Raw genomic sequence first — 13,268 nt, 5'->3', positions numbered from 1 at the left:
GTGCCTTTGCGATCGTGTGGCAGTTTCCGGCGCAGCCTACTTGAGCAGCCGGCGACGGGTCAGCATCGTGGCCAGGTAGAAGCCGGCGATGCAGTAGATGACCAAAATCGCCAGATCCTGCACCGGCGTCGCCGGCCAGTTCCCGAGTATCAGCGGACGCACCAGGTTGACGGCGGCGCCCAGCGGCAAGGCCTGGGAGACGATCTGCAGCCAGCCCGGCAATTGCGCCACCGGATAGTAGACGCCCGACAGGAAGATCATCGGCGTCAGCACCAGCGTGAAATAGTAGGTGAAAAAATCATAGCCCTGCGCAATCGCGTTGAAGACCAGTCCCAGCGACGCGAAGGTCATGCCGATCAGGAACAGCAGCGGCAACGCGAGCAGCGTATGCGGATGCAGGCCTATCCCGAGCAGGAACATCACGCCCAGGATGGCGACGCCGGAAAACAGGGACTTGGTCGCGGCCCACAGCATCTCGGCCAGCACCACGTCGTCGAGCGCGAGCGGCGCATTCAGCAGCGCTTCCCAGGTCTTTTGCACGTGCATCCGCGAAAACGCCGAATACAGCGCCTCGAACGAGGACGCCATCATCACCGACATGCAGATTGAACCCGAGGCCAGGAAATGGATGTACGGTATGCCGTCGACGGTCTTGAGCAGGCTGCCTAGGCCGTAGCCGAAGGCGATCAGCGTGATCAGCGGGTCGGCGATATTGCCGAGCACGCTGGCGACCGCCAGCTTTTTCCAGACCAGGAAATTGCGCCGCCAGATCGGCAGGAAGCGCAGCGAAAAAGACGGCAACGCATAGAGTGCGGTAGTGCTCATTTCAATCCCTCATTTCACGGCCGGTCATTTTCAGGAACAGGTCTTCCAGATTCGCCGGCCGGTGGATGTAGCGCACGCCGCTGACGGTTGCCAGGCTGTCCAGCAGGGGCTGTGCATCGTTGGTATAGCAGAATACGGTCTCGCCGCTGACTTCATAACGCTCGGCCATCCTGCGTCCGGTGGACTCGCCCCAGGACAGCGCATTCTCGCCGTATGCCTCGATGACCTGCGATTCGATATGCGCGGCGATCAGGTCGCGCGGATTGCCTTCGGCGATCATCTTGCCATGGTCGATCACGGCCAGGCGGTCGCACAGGCGCTCGGCTTCGTCCATGAAATGCGTCGTCAGCAGGATGGTCTTGCCGTCGGCCAGCAGGGCCTTCAGGCGCTCCCAGATCATGTGCCGCGCCTGCGGGTCGAGGCCGGTGGTCGGTTCGTCCATGAAGATCAGGTCGGGATCGTTGACCAGCGCCCGCGCCAGCGTCAGCCGGCGGCGCATGCCGCCGGAAAGTTCGCTGATCCGCGCGTCCTTCTTGGCCGTCAGGTTGGAAAATTCCAGCAGCCGCGGGATGCGCTCGCGGATCACCGCATCGGCGATCCCGAAATACCGGCCATAGACCAGCAGGTTTTCGGACACCGTGAAGTCCGGGTCGAGATTGTCGCCCTGCGGCACCACGCCGACCCTGACGCGGGCGGCGCGGGCATCGTCCGGCACCGGGCGGCCGACCAGCGTCACGTTGCCGCTGTCTGGCTTGGTCAGTCCCAGGCACAGCCGCAGGGTCGTCGTCTTGCCTGCGCCGTTCGGGCCGAGCAGGCCATAGCATTCGCCGCGACGCAATGAAAAAGACAGGCCGTCGATGATGGTGTGCTTGTCGTCGCCCGTGCCGTAGGTCTTGCGCAGGTCTTCGACTGAAAGTATCGCTGATGCTCGCATGCGGATTTTTTTCCTCTGATGCGGCAATGGCCGCAACTGCTTTTACTGGAACGCCTCAATGACAAAAGCCAGGCATCAGCCTGGCTTTCGATTGTACAACGCCTGTCAAAAGCGCCTGGGGCGCCCCGACATGCTTAGTCGGCGCTGGTGTCTTCCACTGCCTCGGTGATTTCCGGACGGTCAACCAGTTCGATGAAGGCCATAGGCGCGTTGTCGCCGACGCGGAAACCCATCTTCAGGATGCGCAGGTAGCCGCCATTGCGGTTTGCATAACGCGGGCCGAGTTCGGCGAACAGCTTGACGACCATTTCGCGGTCGCGCAGGCGGGAAAATGCCAGGCGCTTGTTGGCCAGCGTGTCGGTCTTGCCCAGGGTCAGGATAGGCTCGACGACGCGGCGCAGTTCCTTGGCTTTCGGCAGGGTGGTCTTGATGGCTTCGTGGCGCAGCAGCGAAACAGTCATGTTGCGCAGCATGGCGAGACGGTGGGAAGAGGTGCGGTTCAGCTTGCGAAGGCCGTGACGATGACGCATGGTGATTCCTTTCGGTATTGAGTTTGATTCCAGCTCTTCTATCGCCGCCAGATCTGGTCGGCGCGGGCCGGTAAGCTTGGTTTTAAAAGTGCAGCATGATATCCGAAAAAACCCCGCTGGAGGCACAATGTGCCCCAGCGGTTTCGGTAATTACTTCTCCAGGCCGGCAGGCGGCCAGTTTTCCAGCTTCATGCCCAGGGTCAGGCCGCGCGAAGCAAGGACTTCCTTGATTTCGTTAAGCGACTTGCGTCCCAGGTTAGGCGTCTTCAACAGCTCGTTCTCGCTGCGCTGGATCAGGTCGCCGATGTAGTAGATATTTTCGGCTTTCAGGCAGTTCGCGGAACGGACGGTCAGTTCCAGGTCGTCCACCGGACGCAGCAGGATAGGATCGACCGACGGTGCGCGCGACGGTGCTTCGGCAGTCGCCTCGGTGCCTTCCAGCGCGGCAAACACATTGAGCTGGTCGACCAGCACGCGGGCCGACTGGCGGATCGCTTCTTCCGGCGAGATGACGCCGTTGGTCTCGATGTTGATGACCAGCTTGTCCAGGTCGGTGCGCTGTTCGACGCGAGCCGACTCGACTGCATACGACACGCGGCGGACCGGCGAGAACGATGCGTCGAGAATGATGCGGCCGATCGTCTTGTTGGTGTCTTCAGCCAGGCGACGCACGTTGCCCGGCACATAGCCGCGGCCCTTTTCGACCTTGATCTGCATGTCGAGGTTGCCGCCGGCGGTCAGGTGGGAAATCACATGATCCGGGTTGACCAGCTCGACATCGTGCGGCAGGTCGATATCGGACGCCAGCACGGCGCCTTCGCCTTCCTTCTTCAGGGTCAGCGTGACTTCATCGCGATTATGCAGCTTGAAGACGACGCCCTTCAGGTTCAGCAGCATGTCGACAACGTCTTCCTGCACGCCGTCGAGCGACGAGTATTCGTGCACGACACCCGCGATCGTGACTTCGGTCGGCGCGTAGCCAACCATCGAAGACAGCAGCACGCGGCGCAGCGCATTGCCGAGCGTGTGGCCGTAGCCGCGCTCGAACGGTTCCATCACGACTTTCGCGTGGCCGGGACCGAGCACTTCGACTTCGATAATACGGGGTTTCAACAGGCTGTTTTGCATGAAATGTCCTTTTCAATACCCTCGGCTCATTACACCGATAAGGCTGATGGCATTACGAGAAAGCCCGCCACGGATGTGGCGGGCCAGGAGAAACGGAGTGCTGCCGGGAAGATTAACGGCTGTACAGTTCGACGATCAGCGATTCGTTGACGTCGCCAGCGATGTCGCTGCGCTCGGGAATCGACTTGAACGTGCCTTCCATTTTCTTGCTGTCGACGGTCACCCAGCTAGGCATGCCGATCTGTTCAGCCAGCGACAGCGCCTCGACGATACGGGTCTGCTTCTTCGACTTTTCACGCACGGCGATCACGTCGCCCGGCTTGACCTGGTAGGAAGCGATGTTGACGACGATGCCATTGACAGTGAATGCCTTGTGCGAGACCAGCTGGCGGCCCTCAGCACGGGTGGAGCCGAAGCCCATGCGATAGACAACGTTGTCCAGGCGGGTTTCCAGCAGCTTCAGCAGGGTTTCGCCGGTGTTGCCCTTGCGGCGGTTCGCTTCGGTGTAATAACGGCGGAACTGGCGCTCCAGGATGCCGTACATCCGCTTGACCTTCTGCTTTTCACGCAGCTGGTTGCCGTAGTCGGAGGTGCGAACGCCCGAAGTGCGGCCATGCTGGCCTGGCTTCGAGTCCATCTTGCCCTTGGAGTCCGCCGAGCGACGTGCGCTCTTCAGAAACAGGTCGGTGCCTTCACGGCGGGACAGTTTTACTTTTGGTCCGATATAACGTGCCACGAGAATTTCCTTAGTAATGACGCCCCAGGCTCATGGGAATTCCATGCAGTGCCAGGCGCTAGTCCGGCTTTCAAACGGCCAGACGGTGGTCTTGAAAATAGTCCCGTCAGGTTTCATGACGGGCAAATGCAGGTAATGCTTTGCCTTGCAGCTTGAAACGTCTTAGATGCGACGACGCTTCGGAGGACGGCAGCCATTGTGCGGAACCGGCGTCACGTCCTGGATCTGGGTGATCTTGATGCCCAGGTTGTTCAGCGCGCGTACAGCGGATTCACGGCCAGGACCTGGTCCCTTGATACGGACTTCCAGGTTCTTGACACCAAACTCGACAGCCACTTTGCCGGCAGCTTCTGCTGCGACCTGCGCCGCAAACGGGGTCGATTTACGCGAACCCTTGAAGCCTGCACCGCCGGACGTTGCCCACGACAGCGCATTGCCCTGACGATCAGTGATCGTGATGATGGTGTTGTTGAAGGATGCGTGGATGTGCGCAATGCCTTCGGCAACGTTCTTTTTGACTTTCTTGCGCACGCGTGATGCGGCGGCGTTGTTTGGTGCTTTTGCCATAATGATTTCCTTGAATCCCGATGCTGCTGTGGATTATTTCTTCAGCGATTGTGCTGCCTTACGCGGACCTTTGCGGGTACGTGCATTGGTGCGGGTACGCTGACCGCGAACCGGCAGGCCCTTGCGGTGACGCAGGCCGCGGTAGCAGCCGAGGTCCATCAGACGCTTGATGCTCATCGAGACTTCACGACGCAGATCGCCTTCGACAACAAACTTGCCGATCTCGTCACGCAGCTTCTCGAGCTCGTTGTCGTCCAGGTCCTTGACCTTCTTGTCGGTCGCTACACCCGTCTTCTGGCAGATTTCCTCTGCGCGTGGACGGCCAATGCCGAAGATCGCGGTCAAGCCGATCACGGTGTGCTGATGGTTGGGGATATTAACCCCTGCAATACGTGCCATTCGTTATTCCTCGATCAATAACGTTAATTAACCTTGGCGCTGTTTATGGCGCGGTTCGATGCAGATAACACGAACGACGCCCTTGCGCTTGATGATCTTACAGTTGCGGCAGATCCGCTTGACTGATGCGAGCACTTTCATTTTCGCCCTCTCTCTTCCAGTTCTTGGTTCAATTGAATTACTTGGTACGGAACACGATACGTGCACGACTCAAATCATAAGGCGTCAACTCTACCGTCACCTTGTCACCCGGCAGGATACGGATATAGTTCATCCGCATCTTTCCCGAAATATGTCCCAACACAACATGCCCGTTTTCCAATTTCACTCTAAACGTGGCATTCGGCAGATTCTCCAGAATCTCGCCCTGCATCTGAATAACGTCGTCTTTTGCCATGCGATTCGTTGTCAGCCCTGACGCTTAGCGCGTCGGGATGCCACCCTTGAAATTAGCCTTGCGAAGCAATGAATCATATTGCTGCGACATGACATAGTTCTGTACCTGCGCCATGAAGTCCATTGTCACCACGACAATGATCAGCAATGACGTGCCGCCGAAATAGAAAGGCACCTTCCAGCGCGCAATCAGGAACTCCGGCAACAGGCAGACCAGCGTGATATACACGGCGCCAGCCAGCGTCAGGCGCATCAGGATGCGGTCGATGTACCGGGCAGTCTGTTCGCCTGGACGAATACCTGGCACAAATGCGCCGCTCTTCTTCAGGTTGTCCGCCGTTTCCTTGCTGTTGAATACCAGCGCGGTATAGAAGAAGCAGAAAAATACGATCGCACCTGCGTACAGCAGCGCATGAATCGGCTCGCCCGGCGCCAGTGAAGCAGACAGATCCTTCAGAAAACGCACAAAAGGATTCGTCGTCTCGCCTGTCGTGAACCAGCTCGTCAGCGTTGCCGGGAAGAGAATGATCGACGATGCAAAGATCGGCGGGATCACCCCTGCCATGTTCAGCTTCAGCGGCAGATGACTGCTTTGGCCACCGTAAATCTTGTTGCCAACCTGACGCTTCGCATAATTCACCAGTATCTTGCGCTGGCCACGTTCGATGAATACCACCAGGAACGTAACTGCAGCAACGATCAGGCAGATCAGGATCGCGGAAATCGCGCTCATCGAACCGGTCCGAACCAACTCGAACAAGCCGCCGAGAGCATTTGGCAGTCCAGCTGCGATGCCGGCAAAAATGATGATCGAGATGCCGTTGCCCAGACCGCGCTCGGTGATCTGCTCGCCCAGCCACATCAGGAACATGGTGCCGGTGATCAGGGTCACGACCGTGGTAAAGCGAAATGCATAGCCAGGATCGAGAACCAGTCCAGCCTGCGACTCCAGCGCAACCGCGATACCCAGCGCCTGGAACGTGCCCAACAGCAGCGTGCCATAACGGGTGTACTGCGTAATCTTGCGCCGTCCGGACTCACCTTCCTTCTTGATCGCCTCAAGCTGGGGCGACACCACCGTCAACAACTGCATGATGATGGACGCGGAGATGTACGGCATGATCCCGAGCGCAAAGATCGTGAAACGCGACAGCGCTCCGCCCGAGAACATGTTGAACATCCCCAGGATGCCAGTCTGGTTTTGCTTGAAAAGCTGCGCCAGTTGGGTCGGGTCGATGCCTGGGACTGGAATATGTGCGCCAATACGGTACACAACCAGCGCTGCCAGCAGGAACCACAGACGGTTCCAGGGAAACCCGCTTGCAGCGCCTTTAGCCAGTTGAGGAGTAGTCGCCAATTGGTACTCCGTTCAGGATGCCGATTTAAGCAATCGAGCCGCCAGCGGCTTCAATTGCGGCTTTGGCGCCCTTGGTTACGATCAGGCCCTTGAGGCTGACTTTCTTGGTCAGTTCGCCAGAAGCGATCACGCGGATGACGCGAGCCAGCTCGCCGACGACGCCGGCCTGCTTCAGTGCCAGGATGTCGACTTCGCCGACTGGCAGCTTCTCGAGATCGGAGAGACGCACTTCCGCCTTGTAAGGCGCTGCCAGCGACTTGAAGCCGCGTTTCGGCAGGCGACGCTGCAGAGGCATCTGACCGCCTTCGAAGCCGACCTTGTGAAAGCCGCCCGAACGGGACTTCTGACCCTTGTGGCCGCGACCTGCGGTTTTGCCCAGACCCGAGCCGATGCCGCGACCAACGCGACGCTTTGCGTGCTTGGCGCCATCTGCCGGTTGAATGTTATTCAGTTCCATGTTTGCTCCGTGCGCAAGCCGCGAGGCTTACGACACCACTTTCACGAGATACGAGACCTTGTTGATCATGCCGCGAACTGCCGGCGTGTCTTCAAGTTCGCGGACAGAATTGATACCGCGCAGGCCGAGACCGCGAACGGTCGCGCGATGACTTTCGCGCGTGCCGATCAGGCCCTTGACCAGTTGCACTTTGATTGTGTTTGCCATGTCGTTCACCTTAGCCCAGGATTTCTTCGACGGACTTGCCGCGCTTGGCTGCAATATCCGACGGGGTGTTCATCTTCGACAGGCCGTTCAGCGTGGCGCGAACCAGGTTGTAAGGATTGGTCGAACCGTTGGACTTGGCCACGACGTTGGTCACGCCCATGACTTCAAAAATAGCGCGCATCGGGCCGCCGGCGATCACGCCGGAACCGTCTTTTGCAGGACCCATCATTACCGACGAGGCGCCATGCTTGCCGGTCACGGTGTGCTGCAGCGTGCCGTTCTTCAGGGTGACCTTGATCATCTTGCGGCGGGCTTCTTCCATTGCCTTCTGCACGGCGACCGGCACTTCCTTCGACTTGCCCTTGCCCATGCCGATACGGCCATCGCCGTCGCCAACCACTGCCAGCGCGGCGAAACCCATGATACGGCCACCCTTGACCACTTTGGTCACACGGTTGACCGCGATCATTTTTTCGCGCATGCCATCATCTGGCTTGTCGCTTTGCATCTTCGATTGCATCTTTGCCATGACGATTCTTCCTTAGAACTTCAGACCGGCTTCGCGAGCGGCTTCTGCCACTGCCTTGACACGGCCGTGATAACGGAAACCCGAGCGGTCGAATGCGACTTCGGCGATACCGGCTTGCAGGGCTTTTTCGGCCACACGCTTGCCCACCAGAGCCGCCGCGGCAGCGTTGCCGCCCTTGCCCGACTCGCCAGCCAGCTGCTGGCGCACTTCGGCTTCCAGCGTGGAGGCAGAAGCCAGGACGGTTGCATCCGGACCGATGACCTGCGCATAGATATGCAGGTTGGTACGGTGCACCGCCAGGCGATTTACTTTCAGCTCGGCGATTTTCGCGCGAGTCTGACGTCCGCGACGCAGACGTGATTGTTTCTTGTCCATCGTCAGCCCCTGTTACTTCTTCTTCGTTTCTTTAATCACTACGCGCTCTTCAGCGTAGCGAACGCCCTTGCCTTTGTAAGGCTCGGGAGGACGGTAGGCGCGGACTTCGGCAGCAACCTGACCAACGCGCTGCTTGTCAGCGCCCTTGATCACGATTTCTGTCTGGGTCGGCACCGTGGCGGTGACGCCTTCCGGCATCGCATGCACTACCGGATGCGAGAAGCCCAGCGACAGGTTCAGGCTGTTGCCCTGAAGTGCAGCACGGTAGCCAACGCCGACCAGGGTCAGCTTGCGCTCGAAACCCTTGGTGACGCCGGTAACCATGTTGTTGACCAGTGCGCGCAGCGTGCCGAACATGGCATTGGCTTCGCGGCTGTCGTTGGCCGCTTCGAACGTCAGCGTGCCATTGTCGTTGGTGACTTTAACCAAGTCGCCGTTGATCGCCTGCGTCAGGCTGCCCAGTGGGCCCTTGACGGTGATCTGGTCTGCCGCGATGGTCGCTTCCGCGCCGGCTGGCAGTGTGATCGGCATTTTACCTACACGAGACATGTTTCTCTCCTTAGGCCACGTAGCAAATGATTTCGCCACCGACACCGGTTGCGCGCGCTTTGCGGTCGGTCATGACGCCCTGCGGGGTCGACACGATCGCCACGCCGAGGCCGTTCATAACACTAGGAATATCGTCCTTGCCTTTGTAAATACGCAGACCAGGGCGGGAAACCCGCTGCAGACGCTCGATAACAGGGGCGCCTGCGTAATATTTCAAACCGATTTTCAATTCTGCCTTGCCGTCCGCTTCCGCGACAGCAAAATCCTCAATGTAACCCTCGTCCTTCAGGACGTTGGCAATAGCAACCTTGACTTTGGACGACGGCATTGCAACCGTGGTCTTCTTGACACCTTGCGCATTGCGGATACGGGTCAGCATATCGGCGATAGGATCGCTCATGCTCATTGCTTCTTCTCCTATTACCAGCTGGCTTTGGTCATGCCCGGGATCTCGCCACGCATGGCGATTTCACGGACCTTCGTGCGGGCAAGCCCGAACTTCCGGAAGGTGCCACGGGGACGACCGGTGAGTGCACAACGATTACGTTGGCGGGTCGGAGCCGAGTTACGTGGCAGCGCCTGGAGTTTCAGGCGCGCTTCGTAGCGCTCTTCTTCCGACTTCGATTGGTCGTCAATGATTGCCTTCAATTCAGCGCGCTTGCCTGCGTATTTCTGCACCAGGTCGGCACGCTTCTTTTCACGGTTAATCAGTGAGAGTTTTGCCATGGCAACCTCAGTTTCTGAACGGGAATTTAAATGCGGCGAGAAGCGCTTTTGCTTCGTCGTCGGTCTTCGCGGTTGTGGTGATACTGATGTTCATGCCACGCAACGCATCAATCTTGTCGTACTCGATCTCGGGGAAAATGATCTGCTCTTTCACACCGATGTTGTAGTTGCCGCGGCCGTCGAATGCACGACCGGACACGCCACGGAAGTCACGCACGCGGGGCAGCGCAACAGTGATCAGGCGATCCAGGAATTCGTACATGCGGGCGCCACGCAGGGTCACCATGCAACCGATCGGATAGCCTTCGCGGATCTTGAAACCTGCGATAGCCTTGCGAGCCTTGGTGATCACCGGCTTCTGGCCTGCGATCTTGGTCAGGTCGCCTACGGCGTGCTCGATGATCTTCTTGTCAGCCACGGCTTCGGACAGACCCATGTTCAGGGTGATCTTCAGCAAACGCGGCACTTCCATCGGCGACTTGTAACCGAATTTCTCGGTCAGCTCGCCAACGACTTTCTCTTTATACTGCTGTTGGAAACGTGCCATGATCTTTACGCCTTAACGACTTCGCCATTGGACTTGTAAGCGCGGACTTTCTTGCCGTCCACCACTTTAGAGCCCACGCGATCTGCCTTGCCCGATGCTGCGTTGAACAACGCAACGTTGGACACGTGAATTGGCATCAGCTTGTCGACGATGCCGCCAGTGGTACCCGCCATCGGGTTCGGCTTGGTCGCCTTCTTGGCAACGTTTACGCCTTCCACAACGACGTAATCTGCGCTGACGCGCTGCGCGACGGTGCCGCGCTTGCCTTTGTCTTTACCAGTCAGGACGATGACTTCGTCGCCTTTTCGAATGTTGCTCATGTCGACTCCTTACAGAACTTCTGGTGCGAGGGAGACGATTTTCATGAAGCGCTCAGTGCGCAGCTCACGTGTAACCGGTCCAAAAATACGCGTACCAATCGGCTCCAGCTTTGCATTCAGCAATACCGCAGCATTGCCGTCGAACTTTACCAACGAGCCATCTGGACGACGCACGCCTTTGGCGGTGCGAACGACGACTGCATTGTAAATTTCACCCTTTTTGACGCGGCCGCGTGGCGTGGCTTCCTTGACGGTCACCTTGATGATGTCGCCGATGCTGGCATAGCGACGCTTCGAACCACCCAGGACCTTGATGCACAAAACTTCGCGCGCGCCGGTGTTGTCGGCTACTTCGAGCCGGCTTTCAGTTTGAATCATGATATTTTCTTTCCCAACTTTTCCCGTTCCGTCCGCACAATGCGGCTTTCACGGTCAGTCTTGGTCCCGTCAGCACTCTTTAAGCAAAAGGGCGCCGATTAGGTGGACGATTTCCAAAACTACTTGCTGTTCGGTACTGCCAATTGCAGGCAGCGATTCCCTCGAGCCGGAAAATCATTTGCTCGAGGAAGCCAAGGAGTATGGCAGATAATCACTGTACCTGCAATACCCAATTACACGATTTGCGCTGCCTGTACCACGCGGGTGACGGTCCACGACTTGGTCTTCGAGATGGGACGACCTTCCTGGATCTCGACGACGTCACCAGCTTTGACCTGGTTCGATTCATCGTGCGCATGATATTTCTTCGAGCGCTCGATGATCTTGCCGTACAGCGGGTGTTTCATCTGGCGCTTGATCAGGACGGTGACGCTTTTGTCCATCTTGTCGGAGACGACTTCGCCGACCAGGGTCCGCTTGGACGTTTCTTTTACTTGCTCAGTCATTTGGTCGCTTCCTTCTGGTTCAGTACAGTCTTGACACGGGCAATGTCGCGACGCACTTTCTTCAGCTGCGAAGTGTTGTTCAGCTGCTGCGTTGCGATTTGCATGCGCAGGCTGAATTGCGCCTTCAGCAGGTCGGTCAGCTCCTTGTTCAGGGCAGCCTGATCCTTGCCGAGGAGTTCAGATGCTTTCATGTTTCGCTCCTATTATTGGCCGACCTGGCGGACGACGAACGTAGTCAGCAGCGGCAGTTTGGCTGCGGCAAGGCGGAATGCCTCGCGCGCCAGGGTTTCATCGACACCATCCATCTCGTACAGGACTTTGCCTGGCTGGATTTCGGCGACGTAGTATTCCGGATTACCTTTACCGTTACCCATACGGACTTCGGCCGGCTTGTTCGAAATCGGCTTGTCCGGGAAGATACGGATCCAGATCCGGCCGCCACGCTTGATGTGACGGGTCATGGCACGACGTGCTGCCTCGATCTGGCGCGCGGTGATACGGCCACGGCCAACGGCCTTCAGGCCGAATTCGCCGAACGACACCGCGGTGCCGCGATCGTGAGAAATGCCCTTGTTGCGGCCTTTCTGCTCTTTACGATATTTTCTGCGTGCTGGTTGCAGCATGTTTTATTCTCCTGGCTTGGTAGCGCGCACACGCTTGGCAGCACCCGGTGCGCCAGGCGCGCCTGGAGCGGACGGCGCTGCAGCTTGACCTTCGGGACGGCGGCTGCGGGCCGGAGGACGTCCGGTGCCTGGCTTGCCATCATCGCGGCGCGGTGGGCGACGCTTCTTGTCATCATCGGACGGCACGTCGATGGTCGGGGCTTCGCCGCTTGCGAGACGATCGCCCTTGTAGACCCAGACCTTGATGCCGATGATGCCGTAGGTGGTTTCCGCTTCGCTGGTGCCATAGTCGATGTCAGCGCGCAGTGTGTGCAGTGGCACACGGCCTTCGCGATACCATTCGGTACGGGCAATCTCGATGCCGTTCAGACGACCGGACGACATGATCTTGATGCCCTGGGCGCCAAGACGCATTGCATTCTGCATCGCGCGCTTCATTGCGCGGCGGAACATGATGCGCTTTTCGAGCTGCTGCGCGATCGAGTCGGCGATCAGCTGTGCATCGGTTTCCGGCTTGCGGATTTCCTCGATGTTGACGTGCACGGGCACGCCCATCATCTTGGTCAGCGCTGCTTTCAGCACCTCGATGTCTTCACCCTTCTTGCCGATGACGACGCCAGGACGCGAGCTGAAAATCGTGATCCGCGCATTCTTGGCCGGACGCTCGATGACCACGCGGCCAACCGATGCGCTCTTCAGTTTCTTCTTCAGGTAAGCACGCACCTTCAGGTCTTCGGACAGCATGCTGGCGAAGTTGCTGCTGCTGGCGAACCAGCGCGAGCCCCAGTTGCGGGTAACCGAAAGACGGAAACCGGTAGGATGTATCTTCTGTCCCATCGTGACTCCTTAGTTGCCGACAGTCACGAATATGTGACAGGATTGTTTAGAGATACGATCGCCACGACCTTTTGCACGTGCGGTGAAGCGCTTGAGTACAGCGGCCTTCTCGACGTAAATGGTGGTGACTTTCAGCTCGTCGATATCCGCGCCATCATTGTGCTCGGCGTTCGCAATTGCGGACTCCAGAACCTTCTTGATGATGACAGCACCTTTTTTAGGGCTGAATTGCAGGATGTTCAACGCTTGATCAACTTTTTTGCCCCGGATCAGGTCGGCGACGAGACGGCCTTTTTGGGCCGACAGGCGCACGCCACGGAGGATAGCTTTAGTTTCCATATC

General features: G+C 58.3%; 25 protein-coding genes. All 25 read right to left on the bottom strand.

The genetic code is table 11. The annotated features are described in order from the left end of the window. Positions 1–36 precede the first annotated feature (36 nt). The gene (locus QOL82_RS06600) at positions 37–825 is read right to left on the bottom strand and encodes an ABC transporter permease (protein WP_283441453.1); all 789 of its coding nucleotides are present in this window, start codon (positions 823–825) and stop codon (positions 37–39) included. Position 826: 1 nt separating this feature from the next. Next, complete coding sequence (locus tag QOL82_RS06595) at positions 827–1,759, bottom strand: ATP-binding cassette domain-containing protein (RefSeq protein ID WP_283441452.1); 933 nt, start codon at positions 1,757–1,759, stop codon at positions 827–829. A gap of 134 nt (positions 1,760–1,893) precedes the next feature. Continuing rightward, positions 1,894–2,289: a 50S ribosomal protein L17 gene (gene rplQ, locus QOL82_RS06590; protein ID WP_283441451.1), complete on the bottom strand. Its 396-nt coding sequence runs from the start codon at positions 2,287–2,289 to the stop codon at positions 1,894–1,896. A 150-nt stretch (positions 2,290–2,439) separates the two neighbouring features. Further along, positions 2,440–3,417, bottom strand: coding sequence for a DNA-directed RNA polymerase subunit alpha (locus QOL82_RS06585; protein ID WP_283441450.1), 978 nt, complete (start codon positions 3,415–3,417; stop codon positions 2,440–2,442). Between the two features lie 112 nt (positions 3,418–3,529). Beyond that, a complete protein-coding gene (gene rpsD / locus QOL82_RS06580) occupies positions 3,530–4,153 on the bottom strand; it encodes a 30S ribosomal protein S4 (protein ID WP_283441449.1) in 624 nt (207 codons plus the stop codon). Positions 4,154–4,315: 162 nt separating this feature from the next. Beyond that, positions 4,316–4,720: a 30S ribosomal protein S11 gene (gene rpsK / locus QOL82_RS06575; protein WP_194713628.1), complete on the bottom strand. Its 405-nt coding sequence runs from the start codon at positions 4,718–4,720 to the stop codon at positions 4,316–4,318. 33 nt (positions 4,721–4,753) lie between these two features. After that, a complete protein-coding gene (gene rpsM, locus QOL82_RS06570) occupies positions 4,754–5,119 on the bottom strand; it encodes a 30S ribosomal protein S13 (RefSeq protein WP_283441448.1) in 366 nt (121 codons plus the stop codon). A gap of 27 nt (positions 5,120–5,146) precedes the next feature. Further along, on the bottom strand, positions 5,147–5,260 hold the full coding sequence (gene rpmJ, locus QOL82_RS06565) for a 50S ribosomal protein L36 (protein ID WP_012081231.1): 114 nt from the start codon (positions 5,258–5,260) through the stop codon (positions 5,147–5,149). 37 nt (positions 5,261–5,297) lie between these two features. Further along, the gene (infA, locus tag QOL82_RS06560; protein ID WP_005663428.1) at positions 5,298–5,516 is read right to left on the bottom strand and encodes a translation initiation factor IF-1; all 219 of its coding nucleotides are present in this window, start codon (positions 5,514–5,516) and stop codon (positions 5,298–5,300) included. A gap of 24 nt (positions 5,517–5,540) precedes the next feature. Further along, complete coding sequence (secY, locus tag QOL82_RS06555; RefSeq protein WP_283441447.1) at positions 5,541–6,872, bottom strand: preprotein translocase subunit SecY; 1,332 nt, start codon at positions 6,870–6,872, stop codon at positions 5,541–5,543. Positions 6,873–6,897: 25 nt separating this feature from the next. Then, positions 6,898–7,329, bottom strand: a complete 432-nt coding sequence (rplO, locus tag QOL82_RS06550; protein WP_283441446.1) for a 50S ribosomal protein L15 — start codon at positions 7,327–7,329, stop codon at positions 6,898–6,900. A gap of 27 nt (positions 7,330–7,356) precedes the next feature. After that, on the bottom strand, positions 7,357–7,536 hold the full coding sequence (gene rpmD, locus QOL82_RS06545) for a 50S ribosomal protein L30 (protein WP_217346529.1): 180 nt from the start codon (positions 7,534–7,536) through the stop codon (positions 7,357–7,359). A gap of 10 nt (positions 7,537–7,546) precedes the next feature. Beyond that, positions 7,547–8,065 carry a 30S ribosomal protein S5 gene (gene rpsE / locus QOL82_RS06540; RefSeq protein ID WP_283441445.1) on the bottom strand — a complete coding sequence of 173 codons (519 nt, stop codon included), beginning with the start codon at positions 8,063–8,065 and terminating at the stop codon, positions 7,547–7,549. Positions 8,066–8,077: 12 nt separating this feature from the next. Continuing rightward, positions 8,078–8,440: a 50S ribosomal protein L18 gene (rplR, locus tag QOL82_RS06535; RefSeq protein ID WP_283441444.1), complete on the bottom strand. Its 363-nt coding sequence runs from the start codon at positions 8,438–8,440 to the stop codon at positions 8,078–8,080. Between the two features lie 12 nt (positions 8,441–8,452). Next, complete coding sequence (rplF, locus tag QOL82_RS06530; protein ID WP_283441443.1) at positions 8,453–8,989, bottom strand: 50S ribosomal protein L6; 537 nt, start codon at positions 8,987–8,989, stop codon at positions 8,453–8,455. Positions 8,990–8,999: 10 nt separating this feature from the next. Continuing rightward, the gene (gene rpsH / locus QOL82_RS06525) at positions 9,000–9,395 is read right to left on the bottom strand and encodes a 30S ribosomal protein S8 (protein ID WP_283441442.1); all 396 of its coding nucleotides are present in this window, start codon (positions 9,393–9,395) and stop codon (positions 9,000–9,002) included. 14 nt (positions 9,396–9,409) lie between these two features. Then, positions 9,410–9,715 (bottom strand): 30S ribosomal protein S14, encoded by a 306-nt coding sequence (rpsN, locus tag QOL82_RS06520; RefSeq protein WP_283441441.1) that lies wholly within the window; start codon positions 9,713–9,715, stop codon positions 9,410–9,412. Between the two features lie 7 nt (positions 9,716–9,722). Next, positions 9,723–10,262: a 50S ribosomal protein L5 gene (rplE, locus tag QOL82_RS06515; protein WP_283441440.1), complete on the bottom strand. Its 540-nt coding sequence runs from the start codon at positions 10,260–10,262 to the stop codon at positions 9,723–9,725. A 5-nt stretch (positions 10,263–10,267) separates the two neighbouring features. Continuing rightward, a complete protein-coding gene (gene rplX, locus QOL82_RS06510) occupies positions 10,268–10,582 on the bottom strand; it encodes a 50S ribosomal protein L24 (RefSeq protein ID WP_283441439.1) in 315 nt (104 codons plus the stop codon). Between the two features lie 9 nt (positions 10,583–10,591). Continuing rightward, positions 10,592–10,960 carry a 50S ribosomal protein L14 gene (rplN, locus tag QOL82_RS06505; RefSeq protein ID WP_283441438.1) on the bottom strand — a complete coding sequence of 123 codons (369 nt, stop codon included), beginning with the start codon at positions 10,958–10,960 and terminating at the stop codon, positions 10,592–10,594. Between the two features lie 233 nt (positions 10,961–11,193). Beyond that, the gene (gene rpsQ, locus QOL82_RS06500; RefSeq protein ID WP_283441437.1) at positions 11,194–11,466 is read right to left on the bottom strand and encodes a 30S ribosomal protein S17; all 273 of its coding nucleotides are present in this window, start codon (positions 11,464–11,466) and stop codon (positions 11,194–11,196) included. Beyond that, positions 11,463–11,657, bottom strand: coding sequence for a 50S ribosomal protein L29 (gene rpmC / locus QOL82_RS06495; RefSeq protein ID WP_283441436.1), 195 nt, complete (start codon positions 11,655–11,657; stop codon positions 11,463–11,465). The genes rpsQ and rpmC overlap by 4 nt, the downstream gene beginning before the upstream one ends. Positions 11,658–11,669: 12 nt before the next feature. Continuing rightward, positions 11,670–12,089: a 50S ribosomal protein L16 gene (rplP, locus tag QOL82_RS06490; protein ID WP_283441435.1), complete on the bottom strand. Its 420-nt coding sequence runs from the start codon at positions 12,087–12,089 to the stop codon at positions 11,670–11,672. Between the two features lie 3 nt (positions 12,090–12,092). Beyond that, complete coding sequence (gene rpsC, locus QOL82_RS06485; protein ID WP_283441434.1) at positions 12,093–12,926, bottom strand: 30S ribosomal protein S3; 834 nt, start codon at positions 12,924–12,926, stop codon at positions 12,093–12,095. 9 nt (positions 12,927–12,935) lie between these two features. Then, on the bottom strand, positions 12,936–13,265 hold the full coding sequence (gene rplV, locus QOL82_RS06480; protein ID WP_283441433.1) for a 50S ribosomal protein L22: 330 nt from the start codon (positions 13,263–13,265) through the stop codon (positions 12,936–12,938). Between the last annotated feature and the right edge of the window lie 3 nt (positions 13,266–13,268).

Source organism: Noviherbaspirillum suwonense, assembly GCF_900182955.1.
GTDB classification, from domain to species: domain Bacteria; phylum Pseudomonadota; class Gammaproteobacteria; order Burkholderiales; family Burkholderiaceae_D; genus Noviherbaspirillum_A; species Noviherbaspirillum_A suwonense.
This window is presented reverse-complemented; position numbering and strand designations above follow the sequence as displayed.